This window comes from Pseudomonas ekonensis (assembly GCF_019145435.1).
Lineage (GTDB): Bacteria > Pseudomonadota > Gammaproteobacteria > Pseudomonadales > Pseudomonadaceae > Aquipseudomonas > Aquipseudomonas ekonensis.
The window spans coordinates 104,854-126,993 of record NZ_JAHSTS010000001.1; the positions used below are offsets into that span (position 1 = coordinate 104,854).

General features: G+C 61.5%; 21 protein-coding genes. 7 read left to right on the forward strand and 14 right to left on the reverse strand.

Annotated elements, in window-relative coordinates; genetic code table 11:
• Positions 1–7 precede the first annotated feature (7 nt).
• Positions 8–1,318: a DNA methylase gene (locus KVG96_RS00570; protein WP_367617466.1), complete on the reverse strand. Its 1,311-nt coding sequence runs from the start codon at positions 1,316–1,318 to the stop codon at positions 8–10.
• A 370-nt stretch (positions 1,319–1,688) separates the two neighbouring features.
• Between KVG96_RS00570 and KVG96_RS00575 the strand changes: the two genes are divergently transcribed.
• From KVG96_RS00575 to KVG96_RS27715, 3 genes are all read left to right on the forward strand, one after another.
• Entirely contained in the window at positions 1,689–1,925 is a 237-nt protein-coding gene (locus KVG96_RS00575) for a helix-turn-helix transcriptional regulator (protein ID WP_217890431.1), read from the forward strand.
• Between the two features lie 152 nt (positions 1,926–2,077).
• A complete protein-coding gene (locus KVG96_RS00580; RefSeq protein WP_217890432.1) occupies positions 2,078–2,728 on the forward strand; it encodes a hypothetical protein in 651 nt (216 codons plus the stop codon).
• A 5-nt stretch (positions 2,729–2,733) separates the two neighbouring features.
• Positions 2,734–3,135 carry a YagK/YfjJ domain-containing protein gene (locus tag KVG96_RS27715; RefSeq protein WP_217890433.1) on the forward strand — a complete coding sequence of 134 codons (402 nt, stop codon included), beginning with the start codon at positions 2,734–2,736 and terminating at the stop codon, positions 3,133–3,135.
• Between the two features lie 21 nt (positions 3,136–3,156).
• Here the strand turns inward: KVG96_RS27715 and KVG96_RS00590 are convergent, their stop codons facing one another.
• The 11 genes from KVG96_RS00590 to exaC form a co-directional block, all read right to left on the reverse strand.
• Complete coding sequence (locus KVG96_RS00590) at positions 3,157–3,867, reverse strand: hypothetical protein (protein WP_217890434.1); 711 nt, start codon at positions 3,865–3,867, stop codon at positions 3,157–3,159.
• 76 nt (positions 3,868–3,943) lie between these two features.
• Positions 3,944–5,149, reverse strand: a complete 1,206-nt coding sequence (locus KVG96_RS00595; protein ID WP_217890435.1) for a tyrosine-type recombinase/integrase — start codon at positions 5,147–5,149, stop codon at positions 3,944–3,946.
• 472 nt (positions 5,150–5,621) lie between these two features.
• Entirely contained in the window at positions 5,622–6,365 is a 744-nt protein-coding gene (locus KVG96_RS00600) for a S24 family peptidase (RefSeq protein WP_217890436.1), read from the reverse strand.
• A gap of 207 nt (positions 6,366–6,572) precedes the next feature.
• The gene (gene ppa / locus KVG96_RS00605; protein WP_085585933.1) at positions 6,573–7,100 is read right to left on the reverse strand and encodes an inorganic diphosphatase; all 528 of its coding nucleotides are present in this window, start codon (positions 7,098–7,100) and stop codon (positions 6,573–6,575) included.
• 100 nt (positions 7,101–7,200) lie between these two features.
• Positions 7,201–8,013: a M90 family metallopeptidase gene (locus KVG96_RS00610; protein WP_217890437.1), complete on the reverse strand. Its 813-nt coding sequence runs from the start codon at positions 8,011–8,013 to the stop codon at positions 7,201–7,203.
• A gap of 4 nt (positions 8,014–8,017) precedes the next feature.
• On the reverse strand, positions 8,018–8,674 hold the full coding sequence (locus tag KVG96_RS00615) for a DedA family protein (protein WP_085585937.1): 657 nt from the start codon (positions 8,672–8,674) through the stop codon (positions 8,018–8,020).
• 218 nt (positions 8,675–8,892) lie between these two features.
• A complete protein-coding gene (locus tag KVG96_RS00620; protein ID WP_085585939.1) occupies positions 8,893–9,354 on the reverse strand; it encodes a GNAT family N-acetyltransferase in 462 nt (153 codons plus the stop codon).
• A 116-nt stretch (positions 9,355–9,470) separates the two neighbouring features.
• On the reverse strand, positions 9,471–10,295 hold the full coding sequence (gene eutC, locus KVG96_RS00625; RefSeq protein WP_217890438.1) for an ethanolamine ammonia-lyase subunit EutC: 825 nt from the start codon (positions 10,293–10,295) through the stop codon (positions 9,471–9,473).
• Between the two features lie 5 nt (positions 10,296–10,300).
• Entirely contained in the window at positions 10,301–11,695 is a 1,395-nt protein-coding gene (locus tag KVG96_RS00630; protein WP_217890439.1) for an ethanolamine ammonia-lyase subunit EutB, read from the reverse strand.
• Between the two features lie 106 nt (positions 11,696–11,801).
• The gene (gene eat, locus KVG96_RS00635; protein WP_217890440.1) at positions 11,802–13,172 is read right to left on the reverse strand and encodes an ethanolamine permease; all 1,371 of its coding nucleotides are present in this window, start codon (positions 13,170–13,172) and stop codon (positions 11,802–11,804) included.
• 202 nt (positions 13,173–13,374) lie between these two features.
• Positions 13,375–14,895, reverse strand: coding sequence for an acetaldehyde dehydrogenase ExaC (exaC, locus tag KVG96_RS00640; protein WP_217890441.1), 1,521 nt, complete (start codon positions 14,893–14,895; stop codon positions 13,375–13,377).
• A gap of 328 nt (positions 14,896–15,223) precedes the next feature.
• Between exaC and KVG96_RS00645 the strand changes: the two genes are divergently transcribed.
• The 4 genes from KVG96_RS00645 to KVG96_RS00660 all read left to right on the forward strand — a co-directional run bounded on the left by KVG96_RS00645 (position 15,224) and on the right by KVG96_RS00660 (position 19,554).
• Positions 15,224–17,140 (forward strand): sigma-54-dependent Fis family transcriptional regulator, encoded by a 1,917-nt coding sequence (locus tag KVG96_RS00645; RefSeq protein ID WP_217890442.1) that lies wholly within the window; start codon positions 15,224–15,226, stop codon positions 17,138–17,140.
• 158 nt (positions 17,141–17,298) lie between these two features.
• Positions 17,299–18,648, forward strand: a complete 1,350-nt coding sequence (mpl, locus tag KVG96_RS00650) for a UDP-N-acetylmuramate:L-alanyl-gamma-D-glutamyl-meso-diaminopimelate ligase (RefSeq protein ID WP_217890443.1) — start codon at positions 17,299–17,301, stop codon at positions 18,646–18,648.
• Positions 18,645–19,277: a flavin prenyltransferase UbiX gene (ubiX, locus tag KVG96_RS00655; protein WP_085585951.1), complete on the forward strand. Its 633-nt coding sequence runs from the start codon at positions 18,645–18,647 to the stop codon at positions 19,275–19,277. The genes mpl and ubiX overlap by 4 nt, the downstream gene beginning before the upstream one ends.
• Positions 19,270–19,554: a YceK/YidQ family lipoprotein gene (locus KVG96_RS00660; RefSeq protein ID WP_085585953.1), complete on the forward strand. Its 285-nt coding sequence runs from the start codon at positions 19,270–19,272 to the stop codon at positions 19,552–19,554. Before ubiX ends, KVG96_RS00660 begins: the two co-directional genes overlap by 8 nt.
• 92 nt (positions 19,555–19,646) lie before the next feature.
• On the opposite strand, the gene KVG96_RS00665 is transcribed toward KVG96_RS00660, so the two are convergent.
• Both KVG96_RS00665 and KVG96_RS00670 read right to left on the reverse strand, forming a co-directional pair.
• Positions 19,647–20,288, reverse strand: coding sequence for an oxidoreductase (locus KVG96_RS00665; RefSeq protein WP_217890444.1), 642 nt, complete (start codon positions 20,286–20,288; stop codon positions 19,647–19,649).
• 27 nt (positions 20,289–20,315) lie between these two features.
• Positions 20,316–22,052, reverse strand: coding sequence for a C13 family peptidase (locus tag KVG96_RS00670; RefSeq protein ID WP_217890445.1), 1,737 nt, complete (start codon positions 22,050–22,052; stop codon positions 20,316–20,318).
• Positions 22,053–22,140: the final 88 nt, after the last annotated feature.

A 22,140-nucleotide genomic window follows, 5' to 3' on the forward strand; every position in this document is an offset into this window, starting at 1 on the left:
GGCTAGATCAAAGTGCCTTTTCAAAAAAAAGAACACTCTCGATGGTGGAACGCTTTCCAATATATTTTTTTGAGTTTTTATTCAAATCTACCATTGAGCGGGTTGCGTTAAAATCCGCTCGGTGCGTAGGTTTGAGTGATAAGCTCTCGGACATTTGGCAAATGATCTTTGCTATGTCATTCCTGATTTCTTTATAATAAGAATTCTGTACGACAAGAACGCACGGGGCAGAGGGCTTCAAAACTCTGCTAGTCTCGCTGAGTGACTTGTAAAGCGATTCAAAATACTGTACATGGTTTTTAAGATAATAAGTGCTTGAAGCTTTGGATGGATGATTCATCAATGCATTCAGAAAGGCAGAACATTCATTACCCCATTCGTGCTTAATTTCCCCGCTGGTCTTTCCAACTGTAGAGCTTCCTGTCAGTGAGCGGCGCAGTTGTGAAAATCTTTCTCCGCCAATACGCAGGACTGCAAGCTCGACATAAGTGGCAACTGCATAATCTATTCGCGTGCAATAAGGCGGTGATGTAATAACCGCATCTACGCTAGCCTTCTCAAGGGGAAGGTTCTCTGCGTTGGAAAGCTTCAGCTTTATACGCTTTGTGTCAAAGTCACTTGAGCTTATGAAGTGATGCTGGTCACGCAGGGTCTCAACCTCTTTTAGGAAAAGACTGATGGCTTGCGTGCCTGTTAATTGTTTCTTGCTAGAGTCATCTTTTGGAACCTTAATCCAGGTTGGATTAGAGGCAACAAATTCCTGTGTCAGGCGTCGGGTAACCCTGAAAAGAGCAAGGTAGAAAAACGATGCTAAGGGTGTTAGTTTTTCTAACGACTCAGCATTGTCTAATGATAGATAGGTCGAGTGCGAAACCAATGTTTGATTTATTCTCGTTTCGATTTCTCTAAGCAATCGTGCGGATTTATCACTGAACCAGTTACTAAGCGGCTCATGAATTAATGGCTCCGACAAGAAGCTCATGTTATCAACGATAGAATGAGACAGGGGCACGAGGCTGTCTATATCAAGCTTAGAGACGAATCCCGCTTTAGCGACCAAAATCATCGCAGGATTCAAGTCCGACCCTATCGCAGTAAAGCCCTTCTGGAATGCTGTAGATGTAGTAGTACCGCTACCATTCCATGGGTCTAGAATGACAGCCTCTTTTGACAACTCAATAGTGGCTAATGTGCTCTCTACAAACGCAGCCGAAAAACCAGCGTAGTAAGGAAACAGCCGTCTACTTTCTGCTTCAGAAGAGTCCAAATGGCGCTTTGGATTAGTGATCTCAGGGTATGGAAGAGAAATTCTATTCACTGCATTCAGACTGTCAGAGGCTTGGGCTGGATTCTACCCTGCTTGATCGCTTGTCGCGAGTCAAAAGGCTGCTCACTCGTCCGGGCGATAGCGGCACCACCGATAGCCCATGCTGAAACGCGGCAACCACGCTGCATCCTTACGCCAAGGCGTCCGAGGGATGGATTTGAAGCAATCGGCTGGGCTAGCGTAGGGGGTACGACGGGCCTCTAGCCCCCGGAATTAGGGATCGGGAACTAAATGTTTCGGCGTGGGAACCAGGTTTTCAGCTGAAATCGGAACTAAAAAATACAGGTCCCACGGCACTGTGGTTTTACCCGACGTACCATCTAGCTAGGCTTGTCCTCGGTTTATGAAGGCGGAGGAAGCCATGCCAATTGTTAACGGTTCAGATCGCGTCTTACGTTTGAAGCAAGTCCAAGAAAGGACAGGGCTGGGACGCTCTACGATTTATGACCGTCTAAATCCACGTTCGTCTAGGTTTGATGATTCGTTTCCTAGGCCTTTTAAGCTCGGCTTATCAGCAGTGGGTTGGCTCGAAAGTAGCGTGGATGAATGGATTGCATTGCGAGCGTCCGAGGTCGTTCTTTATCAGGAACAACACTAACTGTTTGCTATCTAGCTTATTGGTTTTCTGCTATCCAAGGGGAGGGTCAGTCCACTTTCCCCGAGGTGGCTGAAGATTTCACTCGTGAGCATTTTTGGTTTTTATAAGTATTTATAATCTAATCGATTCTTTGTGGATGGTTGGAGGGGGTCGTGCTTGCTGAGATATTAGATGACGAATACCTGATCGATCAAATGGTCGAAGGTCAATGGGCCTTGATGACCACGGAAGAGGGAGGTGACATCTTGATTAAGTCCGATGAGTCGAGCTTGATTTATGACGTATGCTCCGTGATTCAGGTTGTTATGGGGCTGCTATTTAAAAGAGAGACGGTTACGGTAAATAGAAGCGGAAGGAGGAGCTTAACGCCGCTTGGGCGAAAGACTCTTGAGTGCCTGCGAATTGATTTTACTTGCCTTGCAGTAAAATTCTCAGCTGAAGCTTTTAATCCGTATGTCTCTGCATTTGCAAGGGCCATAGAACGCTTGCGGAGCGATGATGCTTTTTGGGGGGTGTCTGCATATCCCAATAACTTTCTAATGGACGACGCTGTGAAAACCTTTCAGATTCTAAAAGATGAGATTTTGGGGTCTGATGACGGCGGTGCATTAAAAAACACCCTGAGAAATTCCGAGCGTAATGCGAGAAAGAATTTAGCAGGACTGAACTTATATGTGGATGCCTTGCTTCACAGGTATTCGAGATTAGTAGTCGTGAGGGTTGATTTAAGATACGAGATCGGGGGGGTAATCGGAAGGAAGGTTCTGCTGATATTGCAAGGAGTGATTTTAATAATTTCTTGAGGTTTGTGAAGGGTAAACGCTTTGGTAAAGACGTTTGTGGATATGTCTGGAAGTTGGAGTATGGGCCGCTCCAGGGATGGCATTATCATTTCTTACTGTTCTTGAATGGGGCAAGGCATAGAGAAGATGTCTCGATAGCTAAGGAGCTTGGAGACGCGTGGGTGGAAATTACTCAAAGCAAAGGATGTTATTTTAACTGCAATGCTAGGAAGGAAAAATATAATAAGCCCGCCCTGGGGGTGGTTAGTTGGCGCGATTTTGACAAGGTTCAGAATCTTAAGATGGCGGCGGGCTATCTTGCAAAATCTGACCTGCTTATACGCCCTAATCTTGCTGGCGGCGAAAGGGCGTTAGGAAAGGGCCGGATGCCTAAAAGTCATTCTGGGAAAGGTCGGCCTAGACTGTGAAGTTCGGAGTTAAAAAGTAGTTTAGTTTTTAGGCGTACCCTTTCTTTTTCTTTGTACATGCTGCGAGACAGCAAGCGCTACGTCTGGATATTCGCGTGCCCACCGCATGAGTCTAGTAGTGATATCTTCCGGGGAATTAAGTTTAAGGGTAGTTCTTTCGTAGTTTACGATATGGTCGGATAGCTCTGAGGCAAGATGACTTGTTGTCTTCCAGCCACTTTCTGGGCTTTTTTCATTTATGCACTTGATGAAGTAGCTTCGCGATTCTGCATAGACTGAGTTTTTTGCTTTTGCTGCTGCTTCGTTTTTCTCTAATGTATCTATATGTTTGTTTGTAATTATGTCGGATGCTGTGCTGGTCGCCCCTAGGAAGTAGGCAGACATTATAAGTCCCCAGATAGCCGCAGGCTGGTTGCTATCCCTGTCTAGCTGATCAGCCATGGTTCGGAAAGTTAGACACATTTTTCCGTAGTAATCTAGGTTGCTGTTATGATTGAGTATATTTCCTTGTAGTTTTTCAAATGCCTTGTCTATGGTCTTTATCGTATGTTTCTCGTCAAGGATTTTTTTAGAATGATTTTCTAGTAATTCTGCGTATGGGCGTAATGAATAAATTTCCATAAAGCGTTTCTCAGCCAGCCTATCGAAGTCGTTGAAGACATCATCTAAGGTGTGAGGTGGATTTGACATCAATGACATTATGTCGTTGGGGAGTTTTTTATTTTCTTTCATGGTCTGTTTTCTGTTGTGGGCGCTATTTGCCTTCCCTGGCAAATTTTTATATGTTTATCCGGGTTGTCGACGCAAGTTACTTCGTGATACTGCTCAGAGAAAATGTAGCCCACTCACTCATCAAGGCTCTGCGTTTGTCAAGGAAGTCTGATCGAGAATATGCACCTTCGGTTTGGTCTCGCTCATCGTGAGCTAATGCTATTTCGCATACTTCTCTAGGATGATTCGTGCATTCATTTGCCCAGTCTCGAAATGTTGATCGGAAACCATGGCGCGTTATTTCTTTTTCTCCGATGCTGTGCAGCAGATTTCGAATAGCATTAGCATGCATCACTCCAGATTTTCCATGGCCAGGAAAAAGGAAGCGACTGCTTTCAATTTTAGGCACTGCTTTGACAAGCGTGATCACTTGTTCGGGTATTGGAATCACAAAAGGCTTGCGCATCTTCATCCGTTCGCCCGGTAGTGACCAGAGCCCAGCCTGTAGGTCAAACTCATCCCAGCTTGCGAATCGCACCATGTGCGATCGGGCGCCTGTGAGGATGAGGAGCTGTGCTGCGATTGAAGTTGACGTTTCAATGCCCTGAAGCGTTGACATCAATGGAGGTATGTCTTGCCAGCGCATTGCCGTGAAGTGCTCTCGTTTCCGTGCTTTTCTTTTCTCGATTCGGCTCAGCAAGCTGTCTAGGTGACCGCGCCAGCGTGCCGGGTTTTCACCCTGGCGAAGCCCACGGGCCTTTGCAGCATCCAATACCTGCTCTATTTGGCCCCGTACCTCGTCCGCTGTCCGGGGCTTAACCGACCAGATCGGTTTCAGGACGGCCAGAACTTCCTCAGTTCCGACTTGATCAGCTGAAAGGGAGCCTATGTGCTCGAATGCATAGAGTTCTAACTTTCTGAGCCAGCCCTTTCGCCACTTGTCAGACCAGCTACTCCCATGTGCTTCACAGTAGCTCTCGGCAAGCGTTTCGAACTTGATCCTCTTCGCTTCGCTGGCCTTCTGATGCTCGAGCAAAGCAGCCCGCTCCACGTCACGGGCGTGAAGGGGATCGATGCCGTCCACCAGTTGGCGTCGTTTGGCAGCGGCGTCCAAGCGCGCTTCTTTCAGGCTGACCGTGGGGTAAGCCCCTAACCCCATTTCTCTACGTCGGCCAGCAAGCTGGAATCTGAGAACCCAAGATTTTCGCCCAGTGATTTTCACGACCAGTCGCAGGCCTTCGCCGTCCTCATACGTACCGGGCTCTACCAGATTCTCGACCTGCTTCGGATTTAGCTTTCCCATTCTGTCCTCCGAGGGATGCATATCTGTCCCCCCAGTCGTCCCCCCACATTTATGTCGGATGGCGCAAAACAGAGTTGGACCCCATAAGACGCATGATAGGCTGAGAGGCCCGTAGATCCTAGGGTCTGACAAAGTGGTTTGGACTGGTGGGGATTTCTTCGGACAAATAAAAAGCCGGCTTGTGGCCGGCTTCTCGGGGACTGGCTTGGCTTATTTTTGGTAAGCCGCGCCAGCCTTCAAAACGTACACCCGGATCTTGCGTCCGGCTGTGGGACTTGGTCAGACAGTGGTCTGCCGCGTCGGGCGTCATCCGGGCCGCTGTGCGGGCCGATGCGCTGAGGTGGGGCGCAGGATACTGAGTTTTGCGGGGGATTCCCAGCCCGGAGTGCGGAATAGAGCGATCCATTCGGGGAAATCCGGCTTTTGTACGGTTTTTCAGGGCCGTATCGCTAACCGGCTCGTTGCCCGGCGCTCAGAGGAACGGCACCACCGGCCGGCGTTTGTTCAGGGTCGACCACCAGAACACCCAGCCCAGCACGTGGATCCGCTGCTCTTCGATCTGGGCGGCGCGGAAGATTTCGTCCGGGTACTGGGCGCTGTTGTGGCTGCGCAGGCGCAGGGCGTTGCCGGGCATGCGGTGCAGGTACTTGATGCGCAGCATGCCGTCGTGCTCGATGGCGTAGATTTCGCCGTCCACCACCTGGGTGAGGCTGCGGTCGATGGCGAGGGCGGAGCCGTCTTCGATCTTCTCGGCCATGCTGTTGCCGACCATGTGGGCGCAGATGGCGTCGGCGTGCTTGATCTCCAGGGCGTCGAGGTGGCTGCGGGGCAGGCGGAGGGTCTGGTCCGGGTCGCGGATGACGTGGGTCTTGCCGGAGCCGGCGGCGGTGGGGACTTCCTTGTAGACGGGCAGGGCGATGTCCTGGTGGTCGACCACGGCATAGACGCCGCGCACGGCCTGGGCGTCGAAGGCGTCGCCGGCGTCGGGCGAGCGCACGCGGGTGGCGTCCTTCGGGCCTTCGCCGGTCTTGAGCCAGTCGCTGTTGACCGACAGCAGGCGCGCGACTTCTTCCATGCGGTAGGCCGGTACGCCGCGGGTGTACCAGTTATGGATGTTTTGGGCTTCCGTGCCCCAGAACCTGGCGAATCCCGTGGTGGTGATGTTCGCAGCTTCCAGGAGTGCCTTGAATCGTGGACCGCTAGTGTTCTTTCTCATGAACACAGAGTCTACGGCCGTGCCAGAGCGGTTTGAATAAACCGGCCGTTCAAAATGGGCGGCAATTTAAGACCGGATGTAAGTTGCATTTTGGAAAGTTTAAACAGCCGGCAACCGTGGCGCCTTGTGTTAAACGCGCTGTTGAAAAGCCGGATCGACAGGCACAAAAAACCCCGGATCGACCGGGGTTTTCTTCAAGCGGTGCGCTTAGCCCTTGTAGGCGGCCACCGACTTGGTGATCGCGGCGCGGGCGGCGTCGGCGCCGTCCCAGCCTTCGATCTTGACCCACTTGCCCTTCTCGAGATCCTTGTAGTTCGCGAAGAAGTGCTCGATCTGCTGGATCAGCAGCGGCGGCAGGTCGGTGTATTCCTTCACGTCAACGTACAGCTGGGACAGCTTGTCGTGAGGAACGGCAACGACCTTGGCGTCGCCGCCGCCGTCGTCGGTCATGTTCAGGATGCCGACCGGACGGGCGCGGATCACCGAACCCGGGGCGACCGGGTAAGGGGTCACGACCAGCACGTCCAGGGGATCGCCGTCGTCGGCCAGGGTGTTCGGGATGTAACCGTAGTTGGCCGGGTAGAACATCGGGGTGGCCATGAAACGGTCAACGAACAGGCAGTCGCTGTCTTTGTCGATTTCGTATTTGATCGGCGCGTGGTTGGCCGGGATCTCGATCGCGACGTAGATGTCGTTCGGCAGGTCTTTGCCAGCCGGGATCTTGCTGTAGCTCATTGGGCGGTGCCCCCGTTAGTTGACCAAAAACACTTGGCCGGATTGACCAAAAAGTGGCGGCGATTATAGGCACATTCTGTTGCCGGTGCCACGTGCCGCCTCAGTCGTGAGCCTGATAGACCGGGTCGTGCGCCTGAAGTTGCCGCAGCCTGCCCAACGGATCCTGGCGGTAGAAAAGCCGCAGCTGCGCATACACCTGTGGATAACTCTCGTGCAGCAGGTCCGGGGCGCTGAAAAAGTACTCGCTGGTGACGGCAAAGAACTCGGCCGGGTTCTCGGCGGCGTAGGGATCGATGGCGGTTTCGGCGTCGGGGTTGCGGTCGAGCTGGCGGTTGAGGTCGTCGTAGGCCGCCTGCATGACCGTCGCCCAGTCCTTGACCCGCATGTCGGCGTGCAGCGGCGGCAGGCCGTTGGCGTCGCCGTTGAGCATGTCGAGCTTGTGCGCCAGTTCGTGGATGACCAGGTTGTAGCCTTCCCAGCCGCCGCTGGCCATCACGCCGGGCCAGGCCATGATCACCGGCCCGTGCTGCCAGGCTTCGCCGCTGTGCTCGGCGTCCCACTCGTGCTCCACGCCGGCGGCGTCGCGGTGGCGCTGGGGGCTGAGGAAGTCGTCGGGGTAGAGGATGATTTCGTGGAAGCCCCGGTACCAGTTCAGGTCGCCCAGGTGCAGCAGCGGCAACTGGGCCTGGACGGCGAGCAGCAGGCGCTGTTCCTGGTGCAGTTCGACGCCGGGCAGGGCGGTGAGGTGCTTGTCCTCGAGGAACAGCACGCTGGCCTCGCGCAGCCAGCGGTCTTCGTCGGTGCCGATGCCGTCGAGGAAACTCAGCTGATGGCGCACCCGTTGCCAAAGGTCATCGGCAATCGGGTGCCTGGCCAGGATGCGCCGGCGTCGCCAGGCGCTGAGCGACCACACGGGATCAGCGCGAAGCGGCTTTGGAGCCGGCGCCGCCGAGGCGGCTGCGCACCACGCCGATGATCATCGGCACCAGCGACAGCAGGATGATGCCGACCACCAGCAACGACAGGTTCTTCTTGATGAACGGCACGTTGCCGAAGAAGTAGCCCAGGGTCACCAGGCCGCCGACCCACAGGACGGTGCCGAACACGCTGAACGCGAAGAAGCGCGGGTAAGGCATCTTCGCCACGCCGGCGACGAACGGCGCAAACGTGCGGATGATCGGCAGGAAGCGCGCCAGGGTCACGGTCTTGCCGCCGTGCTTGTCGTAGAAGTCGTGGGTCTGCTGCAGGTAGTCGCGGCGGAAGATTTTCGAGTTCGGGTTGCTGAACAGTTTTTCGCCCGCCGTTCGTCCGATCACGTAGTTGGTGCTGTCGCCGAGGATCGCCGCCAGCATCAGCAGGCCGCCCAGCAGCACCGGATCCATGCCGCCGCCCGCGGCCACGGCGCCGGCGATGAACAGCAGGGAGTCGCCCGGCAAGAAAGGCATCACCACCAGGCCGGTCTCGCAGAAGATCACCATGAACAGGATGGCGTAGATCCAGGTGCCGTAGTTGGTCACCAGCATGTCGAGGTAGACGTCGAGATGCAGGATCAGGTCGATCGGGTTGAAATCCATGTGGGCACCTGTGGTGACGGCCCGACTCGGCAGGCCTGTGCGGATGACTTCGTGAAAGGCTACACGCGGGTGTAGTTTTTCTTACAAGCCGGAAAGGTCGGGATTATACGGTTTGAGACGTGAAAAGCGTGTTGGTTTTGTAGCGGGGAATGTCGGGGTGTGAGGAATTGTCAGGCAGGGGGCGCTGTGCGGGCCCCCTGCCTTCACCGGCGGATTGTTCAGAGCTCGTCGCTGATCGGCAGCACGTAGTTCTTGAACTCGGTGTCTTCCTTGAAGCCGATGGACTCGTAGGTTTTCTGCGCCACTTCGTTGTTGCTGCTGGTGGACACGCGCATGCGCACGGCCTGGGTGTCCTTGGCCATTTTCTTGGCCGTGCGGATCAGGTTGTCGGCCACCAGTTGCCGGCGGGCGTCTTCGGCGACGTAGATGTCGTTGAGGATCCACACGCGCTTGAGCGACAGCGAAGAGAAGCTCGGGTAGAGCTGGCAGAAGCCCATCAGTTTGCGGTCGTCGTCATCGGCCAGGGCCAGGTAGATCACCGACTCCTTGCGCCGCAGGCGCTTTTCCAGGAAGGCCCGGGACGAGTCCGGATAAGGCAGCGAGCCGTAGAACTCGCGGTATTTGACGAACAACGGGGTCAGCAGATCCAGGTGTTCGAGGGTCGCTTGGATAATCCGCATGGTAGGTCTCGTCCTTCAATTGGCTGTCTTCACGTGCGCTGACGGCAATGGGAAACCCGGGCGGCCGTGCGTCGATCCTGCCTCAAACCGACGCGCAAAGGCAATGCGGAAACGGTTCAGGCCGGGGGCGGATCCAGCAGGAAATTGCTTTTCATGTCCGTTCCGTCTTCCGACTCCAAGGTTTGCACCTGCGCCTCGTCCTTCAGGTTCACGCCCGACAGCTGCCGTCGGCAGGCTTCGCGCATCAGGTACAGCAAACGGTGGGCCGCCATGCCGTAGCTCAAGCCCTCCAGACGCACGTTGGAGATGCAGTTGCGGTAGGCATCGGTGAGGCCGACCTTAGGATTGTAGGTGAAATATAAACCCAGGCTGTCCGGCGAACTGAGGCCCGGGCGCTCTCCGATCAGCATCACCACCATTTTGGCGCCCAGCAACTGGCCGATCTCGTCGCCGATGGCCACGCGGCCCTGTTCCACCAGGATCACCGGTGCGCATGACCATCCGTCGGCGCTCATCTGCTCCTCCAGGCGCGTGAGGAACGGCACGGTGTGGCGATGGACGGCCAGTGCCGAGAGGCCGTCGGCGACGACGATGGCCAGGTCGACGCCGCCGGGATGGGCGCCGGCGTATTCGCGCAGGGCCTGCGCCGACGGTTCGCTGAGCCTGCGCCCGAGGTCCGGGCGTTGCAGGTAGCTGTGGCGGTCGCTCGCGGCGCTGTGCAGCAGCAGGCTGTCGCGCCCGCGTCCGTTCAGTTGCCCGGCGAGCCCGGCGTGGTCGAAGGGCAGGTGCACCGCGTCCCGGGCCTGGGCGTGGGCGAACTGGAAGTCCAGCTGCGCGCGGGTCGGCAGGCTGGTGCCGGTGCGGCCCAGGGCGATGCGCGCAGGGGTCAGGTTGCGCAGGGCCAGCCAGGGGTTTTGCGGATCGACGGGCGGTTTTTCCATGAGGCTCATCCCAGTTGCGCCAGCGCCTGGCGGAAGGCCGGCGGCAGTTGGTTGCCGAAGCGGACGGTGCCGTCCGCCTGGGTGAAGATGCCCATGTTCGCCAGCCACTGCTCGAATTCCGGCGCCGGCTTCAGGCCCAGGGTCTGGCGGGCGTAGAGGGCGTCGTGGAAGGAGGTGGTCTGGTAATTGAGCATGATGTCGTCGGAGCCGGGGATGCCCATGATGAAGTTGATCCCGGCCACGCCCAGCAGGGTCAGCAGGGTGTCCATGTCGTCCTGGTCGGCTTCGGCGTGGTTGGTGTAGCAGATGTCGCAGCCCATCGGCACGCCCAGAAGCTTGCCGCAGAAGTGGTCTTCGAGGCCGGCGCGGATGATCTGCTTGCCGTTGTAGAGGTATTCCGGGCCGATGAAGCCGACGACGGTGTTCACCAGGAACGGCTTGAAGTGCCGCGCCACGGCGTAGGCCCGGGTCTCGCAGGTCTGCTGGTCGACGCCGTGGTGGGCGTTGGCCGACAGCGCGCTGCCCTGGCCGGTCTCGAAATACATCAGGTTCTGCCCCAGGGTGCCGCGGTTCAGGCTCAGGCCGGCTTCGTAGCCTTCCTGCAGCACGTTGAGGTTGATGCCGAAACTGGCGTTGGCCGCTTCGGTGCCGGCGATGGACTGGAACACCAGGTCCAGCGGCACGCCCCGGTTGATCGCCTCGATGGAGGTGGTGACGTGGGTCAGCACGCAGGCCTGGGTGGGGATGTCGTAGCGCTGGATGATGGCGTCGAGCATTTCCAGCATCGCGCAGATCGAGGCGATGCTGTCGGTGGCGGGGTTGATGCCGATCATGGCGTCGCCGTTGCCGTACAGCAGGCCGTCGAGGATGCTCGCGGCGATGCCGGCGGGCTCGTCCGTCGGGTGGTTGGGCTGCAGGCGCGTGGACAAGCGTCCGCGCAGGCCCAGGGTGCCGCGGAACTTCGTGACCACGCGGATCTTCTGCGCCACCAGCACCAGATCCTGCACGCGCATGATTTTCGACACGGCGGCGGCCATCTCCGGGGTCAGGCCGGGGGCGAGGGCGCGCAGGCTGGCTTCGTCGGCCGCCTCGCTGAGCAGCCAGTCGCGAAAGCCTCCGACGGTGAGGTGGCTGACGGCGGCGAAGGCCTGTCTGTCGTGGCTGTCGATGATCAGCCGGGTGACTTCGTCGGATTCGTAAGGGATCAGCGCTTCCTGGAGGAAGTGCGTGAGCGGGATGTCGGCCAGCGCCATCTGCGCGGCCACCCGTTCGCCGTCGTTGAGCGCGGCGACCCCGGCCAGGAAGTCGCCGGAGCGGGCGGGGCTGGCCTTGGCCATCACGTCCTTGAGGCTGTCGAAGCGGTAGGTCTGGGCGCCGACGGTATGGGCGAATGCGGCCATGGGGCGCGTTCCTCCTGAATCTGTGGATGACTCTGTTCCCTGCGGGAGGGACTGCATGCACTTCTATAAGGCAGGCACCGGGCGCGCGGCCCGGTGCCGGTGCGTCTCACACACCTTCGAGCATAGCGTCCGCCGGCGCCTCGGAACGTTGCTTGGCGGTCAACTGGAAGTACAGGTAACCGGCGGCCATGAACCCGAGGAACACGCAGCCGATCAGGGCGTTGAACCATGCCATCGCCAGCAGGCAGACCACCGCCAGGAACAGCGCGATGGCCGGCACCACCGGATAGCCCGGCGCGCGGAAGGTGCGCTCCAGGTTCGGTTCGGTGCGGCGCAGCTTGAACAGGCTGAGCATGCTGATGATGTACATCACGATGGCGCCGAACACCGACATGGTGATCATCGCGGCCGTCAGGCTCATGCCTTGCAGGTTGACCAGGCCGTCGCTGTAGATCGCGGCGATGCCGATGACGCCGCCGGCGATGATCGCCCGGTGCGGGGTCTGGAAGCGCGACAGTTTGGCCAGCCCCTTGGGCAGGTAGCCCGCGCGGGCGAGGGCGAAGAACTGGCGCGAATAGCCGAGGATGATCCCGTGGAAGCTCGCCACCAGGCCGAACAGGCCGATCCACACCAGCATGTGCATCCAGGTCGAGTTGTTGCCCACCACCGCCTTCATCGCCTGGGGCAGCGGGTCGTTGATGTTCGACAACTGGCGCCAGTCGCCGACGCCGCCGGCCATCACCATCACGCCGATGGCGAGGAACACCAGGGTCAGGATCCCGCTGACGTAGGCCCGCGGAATCGTGCGTTTCGGGTCCTTGGCTTCCTCGGCCGCCATGGCCGCGCCTTCGATGGCGAGGAAGAACCAGATCGCGAACGGGATGGCGGCGAAGATCCCCGGCACCGAGGCCAGGCTGAACTCGTTGGCGCCGGACCAGCCGTTGAGCACGAAGTTGCTGAAGCTGAAGCCCGGCGCGACCACGCCCATGAACACCAGCAATTCGGCCACCGCCAGCACGGTGACCACCAGTTCGAAGGTGGCGGCGATGCTGACGCCGAGGATGTTCAGGGTCATGAACACGAAGTACGCGCCGACCGCCGCGACTTTCGGGTCGAGCCCCGGATATTGCACGTTGAGGTAGGCGCCGATGGCCATGGCGATGGCCGGCGGGGCGAACACGAATTCGATCAGGGTGGCGATCCCGGCGATCAGCCCGCCTTTCTCGCCGAAGGCCCGGCGGCTGTAGGCGAACGGTCCGCCCGCGTGGGGGATGGCGGTGGTCAGCTCGGTGAAACTGAAGATGAAACAGGTGTACATGGTCGCGACCATCAGGGCCGTGACCAGAAAGCCCAGGGTGCCGGCGGTGCCCCAGCCGTAGCTCCAGCCGAAGTACTCGCCGGAAATCACCAGGCCGACGGCGATGCCCCACAGGTGCAGGGTGCCGAGGGTGGGTTTGAGCTGTGTGGTGGAAGTCATAAGTCCTCTCTTCACTTTTTTTATTGTTCGGTCTGTTGGACTTTCGGGTGTGGCGCTTGCTGGGAAAATCCTGGATGACGGGTACGCAAGGGCCGTGCCAGAGCGGCCAGGCCTTGGGTGAAGGGTCATTCAGGATGCCTCGCGGGCGTGCCCGCGAGGCGGTCGGGAAGGCGGCACCGGAGTTGCGGCGCCGCCCCCGTTTTTAGAAGAAGCCCAGCGGGTTGATGTCGTAGCTGACCAGCAGGTTCTTGGTCTGCTGGTAGTGGTCGAGCATCATCTTGTGGGTCTCGCGGCCGACGCCGGACTTCTTGTACCCGCCGAACGCGGCGTGCGCCGGGTACAGGTGGTAGCAGTTGGTCCATACGCGGCCGGCCTTGATGCCGCGGCCCATGCGGTAGGCGCGGTTGATGTCGCGGGTCCAGACGCCGGCGCCGAGGCCGAACTCGGTGTCGTTGGCGATCGCCAGGGCTTCGGCTTCGTCCTTGAAGGTGGTGATGCTCACCACCGGGCCGAAGATTTCCTCCTGGAACACGCGCATCTTGTTGGTGCCCTTGAGCAGGGTCGGCTGGATGTAGTAGCCGGTCGACAGGCTGCCGTCGAGTTTTTCCACCTTGCCGCCGGTGAGCAGCTCGGCGCCTTCCTTCTCGGCGATCTCAAGGTAGGAGAGGATCTTGTCGAACTGTTGCTCGGACGCCTGGGCGCCGACCATGGTGTCGGTGTCCAGCGGGTCGCCGCGCTTGATCTGCTTGATCTTCTTCATCACCTCTTGCATGAACGCCGGGTAGATCGATTCCTGCACCAGGGCGCGGGACGGGCAGGTGCAGACCTCGCCCTGGTTGAAGAACGCCAGCACCAGGCCTTCGGCGGCCTTCTCGATGAAGCTTTGCTCGGCCTGCATGATGTCTTCGAAGAAGATGTTCGGCGACTTGCCGCCCAGCTCCACGGTGGACGGAATGATGTTCTCGGCGGCGCACTTCATGATGTGCGAGCCGACCGGGGTCGAGCCGGTGAACGCGATCTTGGCGATGCGCTTGCTGGTGGCCAGGGCTTCGCCGGCCTCTTTGCCGAACCCTTGCACCACGTTGAGCACGCCCGGCGGCAGCAGGTCGCCGATCAGCTCCATCAGCACGCAGATGCCCAGCGGCGTCTGCTCGGCGGGCTTGAGCACCACGCAGTTGCCGGCGGCCAGGGCCGGGGCGAGTTTCCAGGCGGCCATCAGCAGCGGGAAGTTCCACGGGATGATCTGGCCGACCACGCCCAGCGGCTCATGGATGTGGTAGGCCACGGTGTTGCCGTCGATCTCGGCGGCGCTGCCTTCCTGGGCGCGCAGGCACCCGGCGAAGTAGCGGAAATGGTCGGCGGCCAGCGGGATGTCGGCGTTGAGGGTCTCGCGGATGGCCTTGCCGTTGTCCCAGGTCTCGGTGATCGCCAGCAGTTCGAGGTTCTGTTCGATGCGGTCGGCGATCTTCAGAAGGATCAGCGAACGGGCCTGCACCGAGGTGGCGCCCCAGGCATCGGCGGCGGCGTGGGCGGCGTCCAGGGCCTTGTCGATGTCTTCGGCGGTGGAACGCGGGAATTCGGCGATCGGTTGGCCGTTGACCGGCGAGGTGTTGGTGAAATACAGGCCTTTGACAGGCGCGACGAACTCGCCGCCGATGTAGTTTCCGTACTTGCTCTTGAACGAGACCTTGGCGCCTTCAGTACCCGGGTGAGCGTAACGCATGATCGTTTCTCCTTGCTTTTGTATTTGTCGGGAGGCGCATGTGCGCTTGCTTTAAGCGTAGAGCAAAGGTCGGGCCAGCGCCGTGCAAGTCAGGCAAATCAAGACCTTGCACCGGTTTTGCCGGACAGGCGGCCGGCGCTTGTGGCGATTGCGGTACAGGTGGCGTGACAGTTTGTACCGCCCACGGCACAACCTGTGACCGGACGGTTCCGCCAGCATTGCAAAGCGCCGGTGGCTGGAGGATGCTGGGCCTCGAATCGCCATGCAGGTCACTCTGCGATGAGGGCGTACGCGCCCTCGCCGCAAGCCGCGGGGAGAACAATAAGAAATGCACGACAACCATCTGAGCCGCCATGCCCGCCAGGTGCTCACCGTCACCCAGGGCAAGCCGCGCCTGCACGGGCCGGGCGCCGATCCGTCGATCGCCCGTTCGTGGCTGCGTTGCCTTGAGGACTACCACCTCGATCCGGCCCTGGCCATGGCGCCGACCGTGCTCGAGCACGGACGCGTCCTCGAAAGCCGCGAGCGCCTGCAGCAGGTGCTGCAGATCGCCGGCAACGAAATGAGCAGCCTGCACCAGCAACTGTCCGGCGCCGGCCATGCGGTGCTGCTGACCGACGCCCGGGGGGTGATCCTCAACTGCGTCACCGACCCGGCCGAACGCAAGAGCTTCGAACGCGCCGGGCTGTGGCTCGGCGCCGACTGGAGCGAAGCCTGCGAAGGCACCAACGGCATCGGCACCTGCCTGGTGGAGCGCCAGGCGCTGACCATTCATCAGGGCGAACACTTTCGCGGCCAGCACACCGGCCTGACCTGTTCGGCCAGCCCGGTGTTCGACCCCCACGGCGAACTGCTGGCGGTGCTCGACGTGTCGTCGGCCCGGCCGGACGTCTCGCGCCAGAGCCAGTTCCACACCATGGCGCTGGTCAACCTGTCGGCGAAGATGATCGAGAGCTGCTATTTCCTGCGCTGCTTCGACAACCAATGGCTGCTGCGCTTTCACTTGCAGGCCGAATCCGTCGGCCTGTTCAGCGAAGGTTTGCTGGCGTTCGACGGGGAAGGGCGGATCAGCGCGGTCAACCAGAGCGCGCTCAACCTGCTCGGGCACATCCGTGGCGGTCTGCTCGGCCAGCCGGTCGAGGCGTTCTTCGACTGTTCGCTGGATGAACTGCTCGGCCGGGCCAGCGCCAACGCGAGCGCCAGTTGGCCGCTGCGCACCCGCGACGGGCGCCCTCTGTTCGCGGTGCTGCGGGGCGAATCACGGCGGCCGGTGCCGGCCGTGCCGGCTCCGGTCAAGCCGCCGGCGCCGAGCCTGCCGGGCATTTGCCTGGGCGATGCCGGACTGCAGGCGGACTTTCGCAAGGCCTTGCGCGTCTTCGAGCGCGACGTGCCGCTGCTGATCAACGGCGAGACCGGTTCCGGCAAGGAAGCCGTGGCCAAGGCCGTGCACTTGGCCAGCCAGCGCAGCGCCAAGGCCTTCGTCGCCCTCAACTGCGCGGCGATCCCCGAAAGCCTGATCGAGAGCGAACTGTTCGGTTACCGCGGCGGCAGTTTCACCGGCGCCCGCAAGGAAGGCATGCGCGGCAAGCTGCAGCAGGCCGACGGCGGCACGCTGTTCCTGGACGAGATCGGCGACATGCCGCTGGCCTTGCAGACCCGCCTGCTGCGGGTGCTGGAGGACCGCCAGGTGGTGCCGATCGGCGGCGAGGCCGAGGCGGTCGATGTGCGGATCATCAGCGCCACCCACCGCAACCTGCTTGAGCGGGTCGAGGACGGCGGCTTTCGCGAGGATCTGTATTACCGGCTCAACGGTCTGGAGGTGACGTTGCCGGCGTTGCGCGAGCGCAGCGACAAACCGCAGTTGCTGGACTTCCTGCTGGCCGAAGAGGCGGGCGGGGAGACCGTCGTGATCGAAGAGGCGGCGCGCCAGGCGCTGCTGGCGTTCAACTGGCCGGGGAACGTGCGGCAACTGCGCAATGTGCTGCGCACCCTGGCGGCGCTGTGCGAGGACGGGCGGATCAGGCTGGACGACCTGCCGGCGATGATCCGCCAGGCGCGGCCGGCGGCGGTTCCTGCGGTGGAGGCGCTGTCCGGGCATCCGCTGGATGACGCGGAACGCTCGGCCTTGCTCAACGCGCTGGAGCAGACGCGCTGGCACATGACGCATGCGGCGCAGCAGTTGGGCATCAGCCGCAACACCCTGTACAGGAAAATGCGCAAGCACGGCATCGCCCGTTCCGCCTGACCTGTGGCGAGGGAGCTTGCTCCCGCTCGGCTGCGCAGCAGGCGCCGGCTGCACGGATGGTTCCGGCTCTGTTGCGCAAGCCCGCTCCCCGCCACAAACACAAGGTGCCATTTGCCCCACCCTGCGCTACCCTGCGGCCATGTTTTACGAGGTCGACTATGCACATTCATATTCTGGGTATCTGCGGGACTTTCATGGGCTCGATGGCGGTTCTGGCCAAAGAGCTGGGCCATCACGTCACCGGCTCCGACGCCAACGTCTATCCGCCGATGAGCACGCAGCTCGAGGCCCAGGGCATTGAGCTGACCCAGGGCTACGACCCGGCGCAGCTCGATCCGGCGCCGGACCTGGTGGTGATCGGCAACGCCATGTCCCGTGGCAATCCGGCTGTGGAATATGTGCTGAACAAGGGCCTGCCGTATGTCTCCGGCCCGCAGTGGCTGGCCGACCACGTCCTTCAGGGCCGCTGGGTGCTGGCCGTCGCCGGCACCCACGGCAAGACCACCACCAGCAGCATGCTCGCCTGGGTGCTGGAGCACGCGGGCATGAGCCCGGGCTTCCTGATCGGCGGCGTGCCGCAGAACTTCTCGGTGTCCGCACGGCTGGGCGGCACGCCGTTCTTCGTGATCGAGGCCGACGAGTACGACAGCGCGTTCTTCGACAAGCGCTCCAAGTTCGTCCATTACCGCCCGCGCACGGCGATCCTCAACAACCTCGAGTTCGACCACGCCGACATCTTCCCGGACCTGGCGGCCATCGAGCGGCAGTTCCACCACCTGGTGCGCACCATCCCGAACGAAGGTCTGGTGATCCACCCGACCACCGAGCCTGCGCTGCAGCGGGTGATCGAAATGGGTTGCTGGACGCCGGTGCAGACCACCGGCGCCGGCGGCCAGTGGCAGGTCAAGCTGCTCAAGGAGGACGGTTCGGCGTTCGAGGTGATGTTCGACGGCCAGTCCCAGGGCGTGGTCGAGTGGGAACTGACCGGCCAACACAACGTCGCCAACGCCTTGGCCACCCTGGCCGCCGCCCGCCATGTCGGCGTGGTGCCGTCGATGGGCATCGCCGGCCTGAGTGCGTTCAAGAGCGTCAAGCGCCGGATGGAGAAGGTCGCCGAGGTGCGCGGCATCATCATCTATGATGACTTCGCCCACCACCCGACCGCCATCGCCACCACCCTCGACGGCCTGCGCAAGCGCATCGGCGACGCGCCGCTGATCGCGATCATCGAGCCGCGCTCCAACTCCATGAAGCTGGGCGCGCACCGCGACGGCCTGCCGGACAGCGTGGTCGATGCCGACCAGGTGATCTGGTACGCCCCGGCCAACCTGGGCTGGGACCTGGCAGCCACGGCGGCGCAATGTTCGGTGCCGTCGGTCGTCAGCGACTCGCTGGAAGGCATCATCGAGCGCGTGAAGAGCCAGGCCCAGCCCGGCACCCACGTGGTGATCATGAGCAACGGCGGCTTCGGCGGCCTGCACGGCAAACTGGCCGAGGCGCTGAAATGAACAACGGCCCGGAACGCATCACCCTGGCGATGACCGGCGCGTCCGGCGCCCAGTACGGCCTGCGCCTGCTGGACTGCCTGGTGCGCGAGGACCGCGAGGTGCACTTCTTGATCTCCAAGGCCGCGCAGTTGGTGATGGCCACCGAGACCGACGTGTCGCTGCCGGCCAAGCCGCAGATGATGCAGGCGTTCCTCACCGAGTACACGGGCGCCGCCGACGGGCAGATCCGTGTGTACGGCAAGGAAGACTGGATGTCGCCGGTGGCCTCGGGCTCCGGCGCGCCGGCGGCGATGGTGGTGGTGCCGTGCTCCACCGGCACCCTGTCGGCCATCGCCACCGGGGCCTGCAACAACCTGATCGAGCGGGCGGCGGACGTGACCCTCAAGGAGCGCCGCCAACTGATCCTGGTGCCGCGCGAGGCGCCGTACTCGAGCATTCACCTGGAACACATGCTCAAGCTGTCGAACATGGGCGTGACCATCCTGCCGGCCTCGCCGGGCTTCTATCACCAGCCGCAGACCATCGACGACCTGATCGACTTCGTGGTGGCGCGCATCCTCAACCTGCTGGGCATTCCCCAGGACATGCTGCCGCGCTGGGGCGAACATCACCTGAGCAGCGATGAATAAGCTGCTGGCGGTTCTGCTGGCGCTGCAACTGACCGGCTGCGCCACCGCGCGCACGCTGGACGCGGCCAAGCCGGGCGCGCCGGTGGTGTATGCCGGCACGCGGCTGGATCTGTATGCGATCAATGGCGGGTGCTGCGCCAAGGACCGGTTCGGGGCCGAGGCGCCGGGGTATCCGCAGGTGGACCTGCCGGCCAGCGCGTTGCTCGACACGCTGTTGCTGCCGTTGTCGTTGCTGACGGTGATCGGCGTCGGGTTTCAGGCGACCGGGGGACTGTAGGGGCGCGCTGCGCGCTCCCGCAGGTTCGGGGTCTGCACATTCCAGTGCGGGTGCGAGCCTGCCCGCGTTGGCGTCCTCGCAGACGCCGCAAATCACTTGCCGAGCTTTCTCAACTCATCCGACTCCACCACCCGCACCCCGTCCTGTTCCTCCAGCGCCAGGCGCCACATCGCCCGTGCCAGTTGGCAGGCTTCGATGCCGCGGTACTTGCCGGGGATCAGTTTCGACAAGGGCCCGGCGAGCTGCTCGCCCAGGCGCGGTTCGCTGCGGTCGCCCAGCAGCAGCGAAGGCCGGCAGATGGTCAACTGCGGCCAGTCCTGGGCGCGCAAGGCGTACTCCATTTCGCCTTTGACCCGGTTGTAGAAAATCGAGGACCTGCGGTCGGCCCCCAGCGCGCTGATCACGATCAGGTGCCGTGCGCCCATTTCCCGGGCGCGTTTGGCGAAGGCCACGACCATGTCCAGGTCCACCGCGCGGAACGCCTCTTCGGAGCCGGCCTGCTTGATGGTGGTGCCCAGGCAGCAGTAGGCGATGTCGACCCGCCCGGAGAGTTGCGGCAGGAACGCCTGCGGATCGCCGACGGGGTTTTCCAGGTGAGGATGCTCGGCCAGCGGCCGGCGTGAAGGGGCGAGCACTCGGGTGATCGTCGGCTCGTTGAGCAGGCGGTCGAGCAGATGTTCACCGGTCAACCCGGTGGCTCCGGCAAGCAAGACATGCTGAGGCGTCAAGTACATAGTGTCTCTCCCTTGATACTGTTCAGCTTAGTTGCTCTTTGTCGCCCCGTCGTTCAATGCAGCACTCTGCAACGCTTTTCTGGCCTGCTGCTTGCGCAGCAGTTGCCAGTGCGCCAACACGGTTTTCGGCGCCCAGATCTGTGGCTCCGACGCCTCGAAATTGTCCGCCAGCTCCCGTTCGGCGACGGTGGCCTTGGCCAGCTTGAAGGCCTGCTCCAGGTCGTCGGTCTGGTTCAGCGCCTGGGCGAACAGCGCGTCGCCGAAGTAGGTGAAGTTGGCTTCCTCCGAACAGCCGAAGGACACGCGGTCGCCGCGCGAGGCGGTCATGATCAGCGTGCGTTCGTCCTTGAGCGCCGGAATGAAGCCGCCGGAATAGCAGGCGGAAATCACGATGACCTTGTCGCGGTTCTTCAGCGGCGCCAGCACGGCGGCCAGTTCGTCGGCGGGCAGGTCGGCCAGCTCCATGCGCGGCTGGTCGAGCACCAGTTCGTGCTCGGCGGTGCCGTGGCTGGTGAGGTAGATGAACACCAGGTCTTCCGGGCCGCTGCGTTCGGCCAGGGTCTGGGCGGCGCGGCGCAGGTTCTCGCGGGTGGCCATCGGCCGGTCGCCGAGGTGGTCGCGGTGGTTGACCAGGCGGATCTGGCCGTAGGCGCCGAAGCGGCTGGCGAGCATGTTGGCGACGTAGTCGGATTCGCGCAGGAACACGCTCTGCTTGCCGTCGCCGCCCAGGGTCAGGGTGTACAGCTCCACGGCCGGGGTCGAGGCGGGCACGCTGCCCAGGGCATCGTCGAGCAGCCGCCCCTGGGCCAGCAGGCCCAGCTCGAGGGTGTCGGGCAACAGCTTGCCGTCGGCGTCGCGCACCCGCTGGCCGTTGACCCAGGTGCCGCTCAGGACGGTGCCGTCGGTGAGCACCAGGGTGCCGCGCCCGGCGTAGCTGTCGCCGTCGAACTGGCCGATGTAGAAGCTGCCGTCGGACAGGTTCAGGCGGCCCTGGCCGCTGAAGCGCCAGTCGTTGAAGTCACCGGTGTAATGGCTGCCGTCGGCGCCGATCAGTTCGCCCTTGCCGGTCAGCGCGCCTTCCTTGAACTGGCCGAGCCACACGTCGCCGTCGGCGTTCTCGTAGCGGCCCTTGCCGTGCAGTTGGTTGTTCTTGAAGCCGCCGACATAGATGTCGCCGTCGGCGCTGTTGAAGGTGCCGTTGCCTTCCAGCTGGCCGTTGACGAACCGGCCGGTGAACTGGTTGCCGCTGGCGTCGCCGCGCTGGCCTTCGCCGTTGGGCTTGCCGTTGGCGAACTGGCCCTGGTAGGAGCTGCCGTCGTCGAGTTCCAGGCGGCCGAGGCCTGCGTACTGGTCGGCCTTGAACTCGCCGCGGTAGGTCATGGCGTTTTCCTTCAGGGTGCCTTCGCCGTCGCGCCGGCCCAGCTTGAAGCCGCCGGTGTAGCTGCTGCCGTGGGTGGTCAGCGTGCCCTGGCCGTCGAACAGGCCTTGCCGGAACTGGCCGCGGTAGACCTCGCCGTTGCTGCCGTGCCACTCGCCCTGACCGTGCCACTGGCCCTTGTCGAACGCGCCGGCGTACCAGCTGCCGTTGGGGTAGTCGACCCGGCCCTGGCCCTGCAGCAGGCCGTTGACCAGCTCGCCGCGGTAGCGCCCGCCGTCCGGCAGGTGCGCATCGGCCGGCAGCAGCGATTCGCCATCGCCGCAGGCGGCGAGCATCAGGGCCAGGGCAAGGGGGGCAATCGGGGCAAGGGACACAAATGGGCGCATGGCGGGTTCCGGGCAATTAGGCGACCGAGTATGCCGCAGCCGGGTGGCCATATACAGCCGGGAGGCGGGGCGGATGCGAAACGGCGTG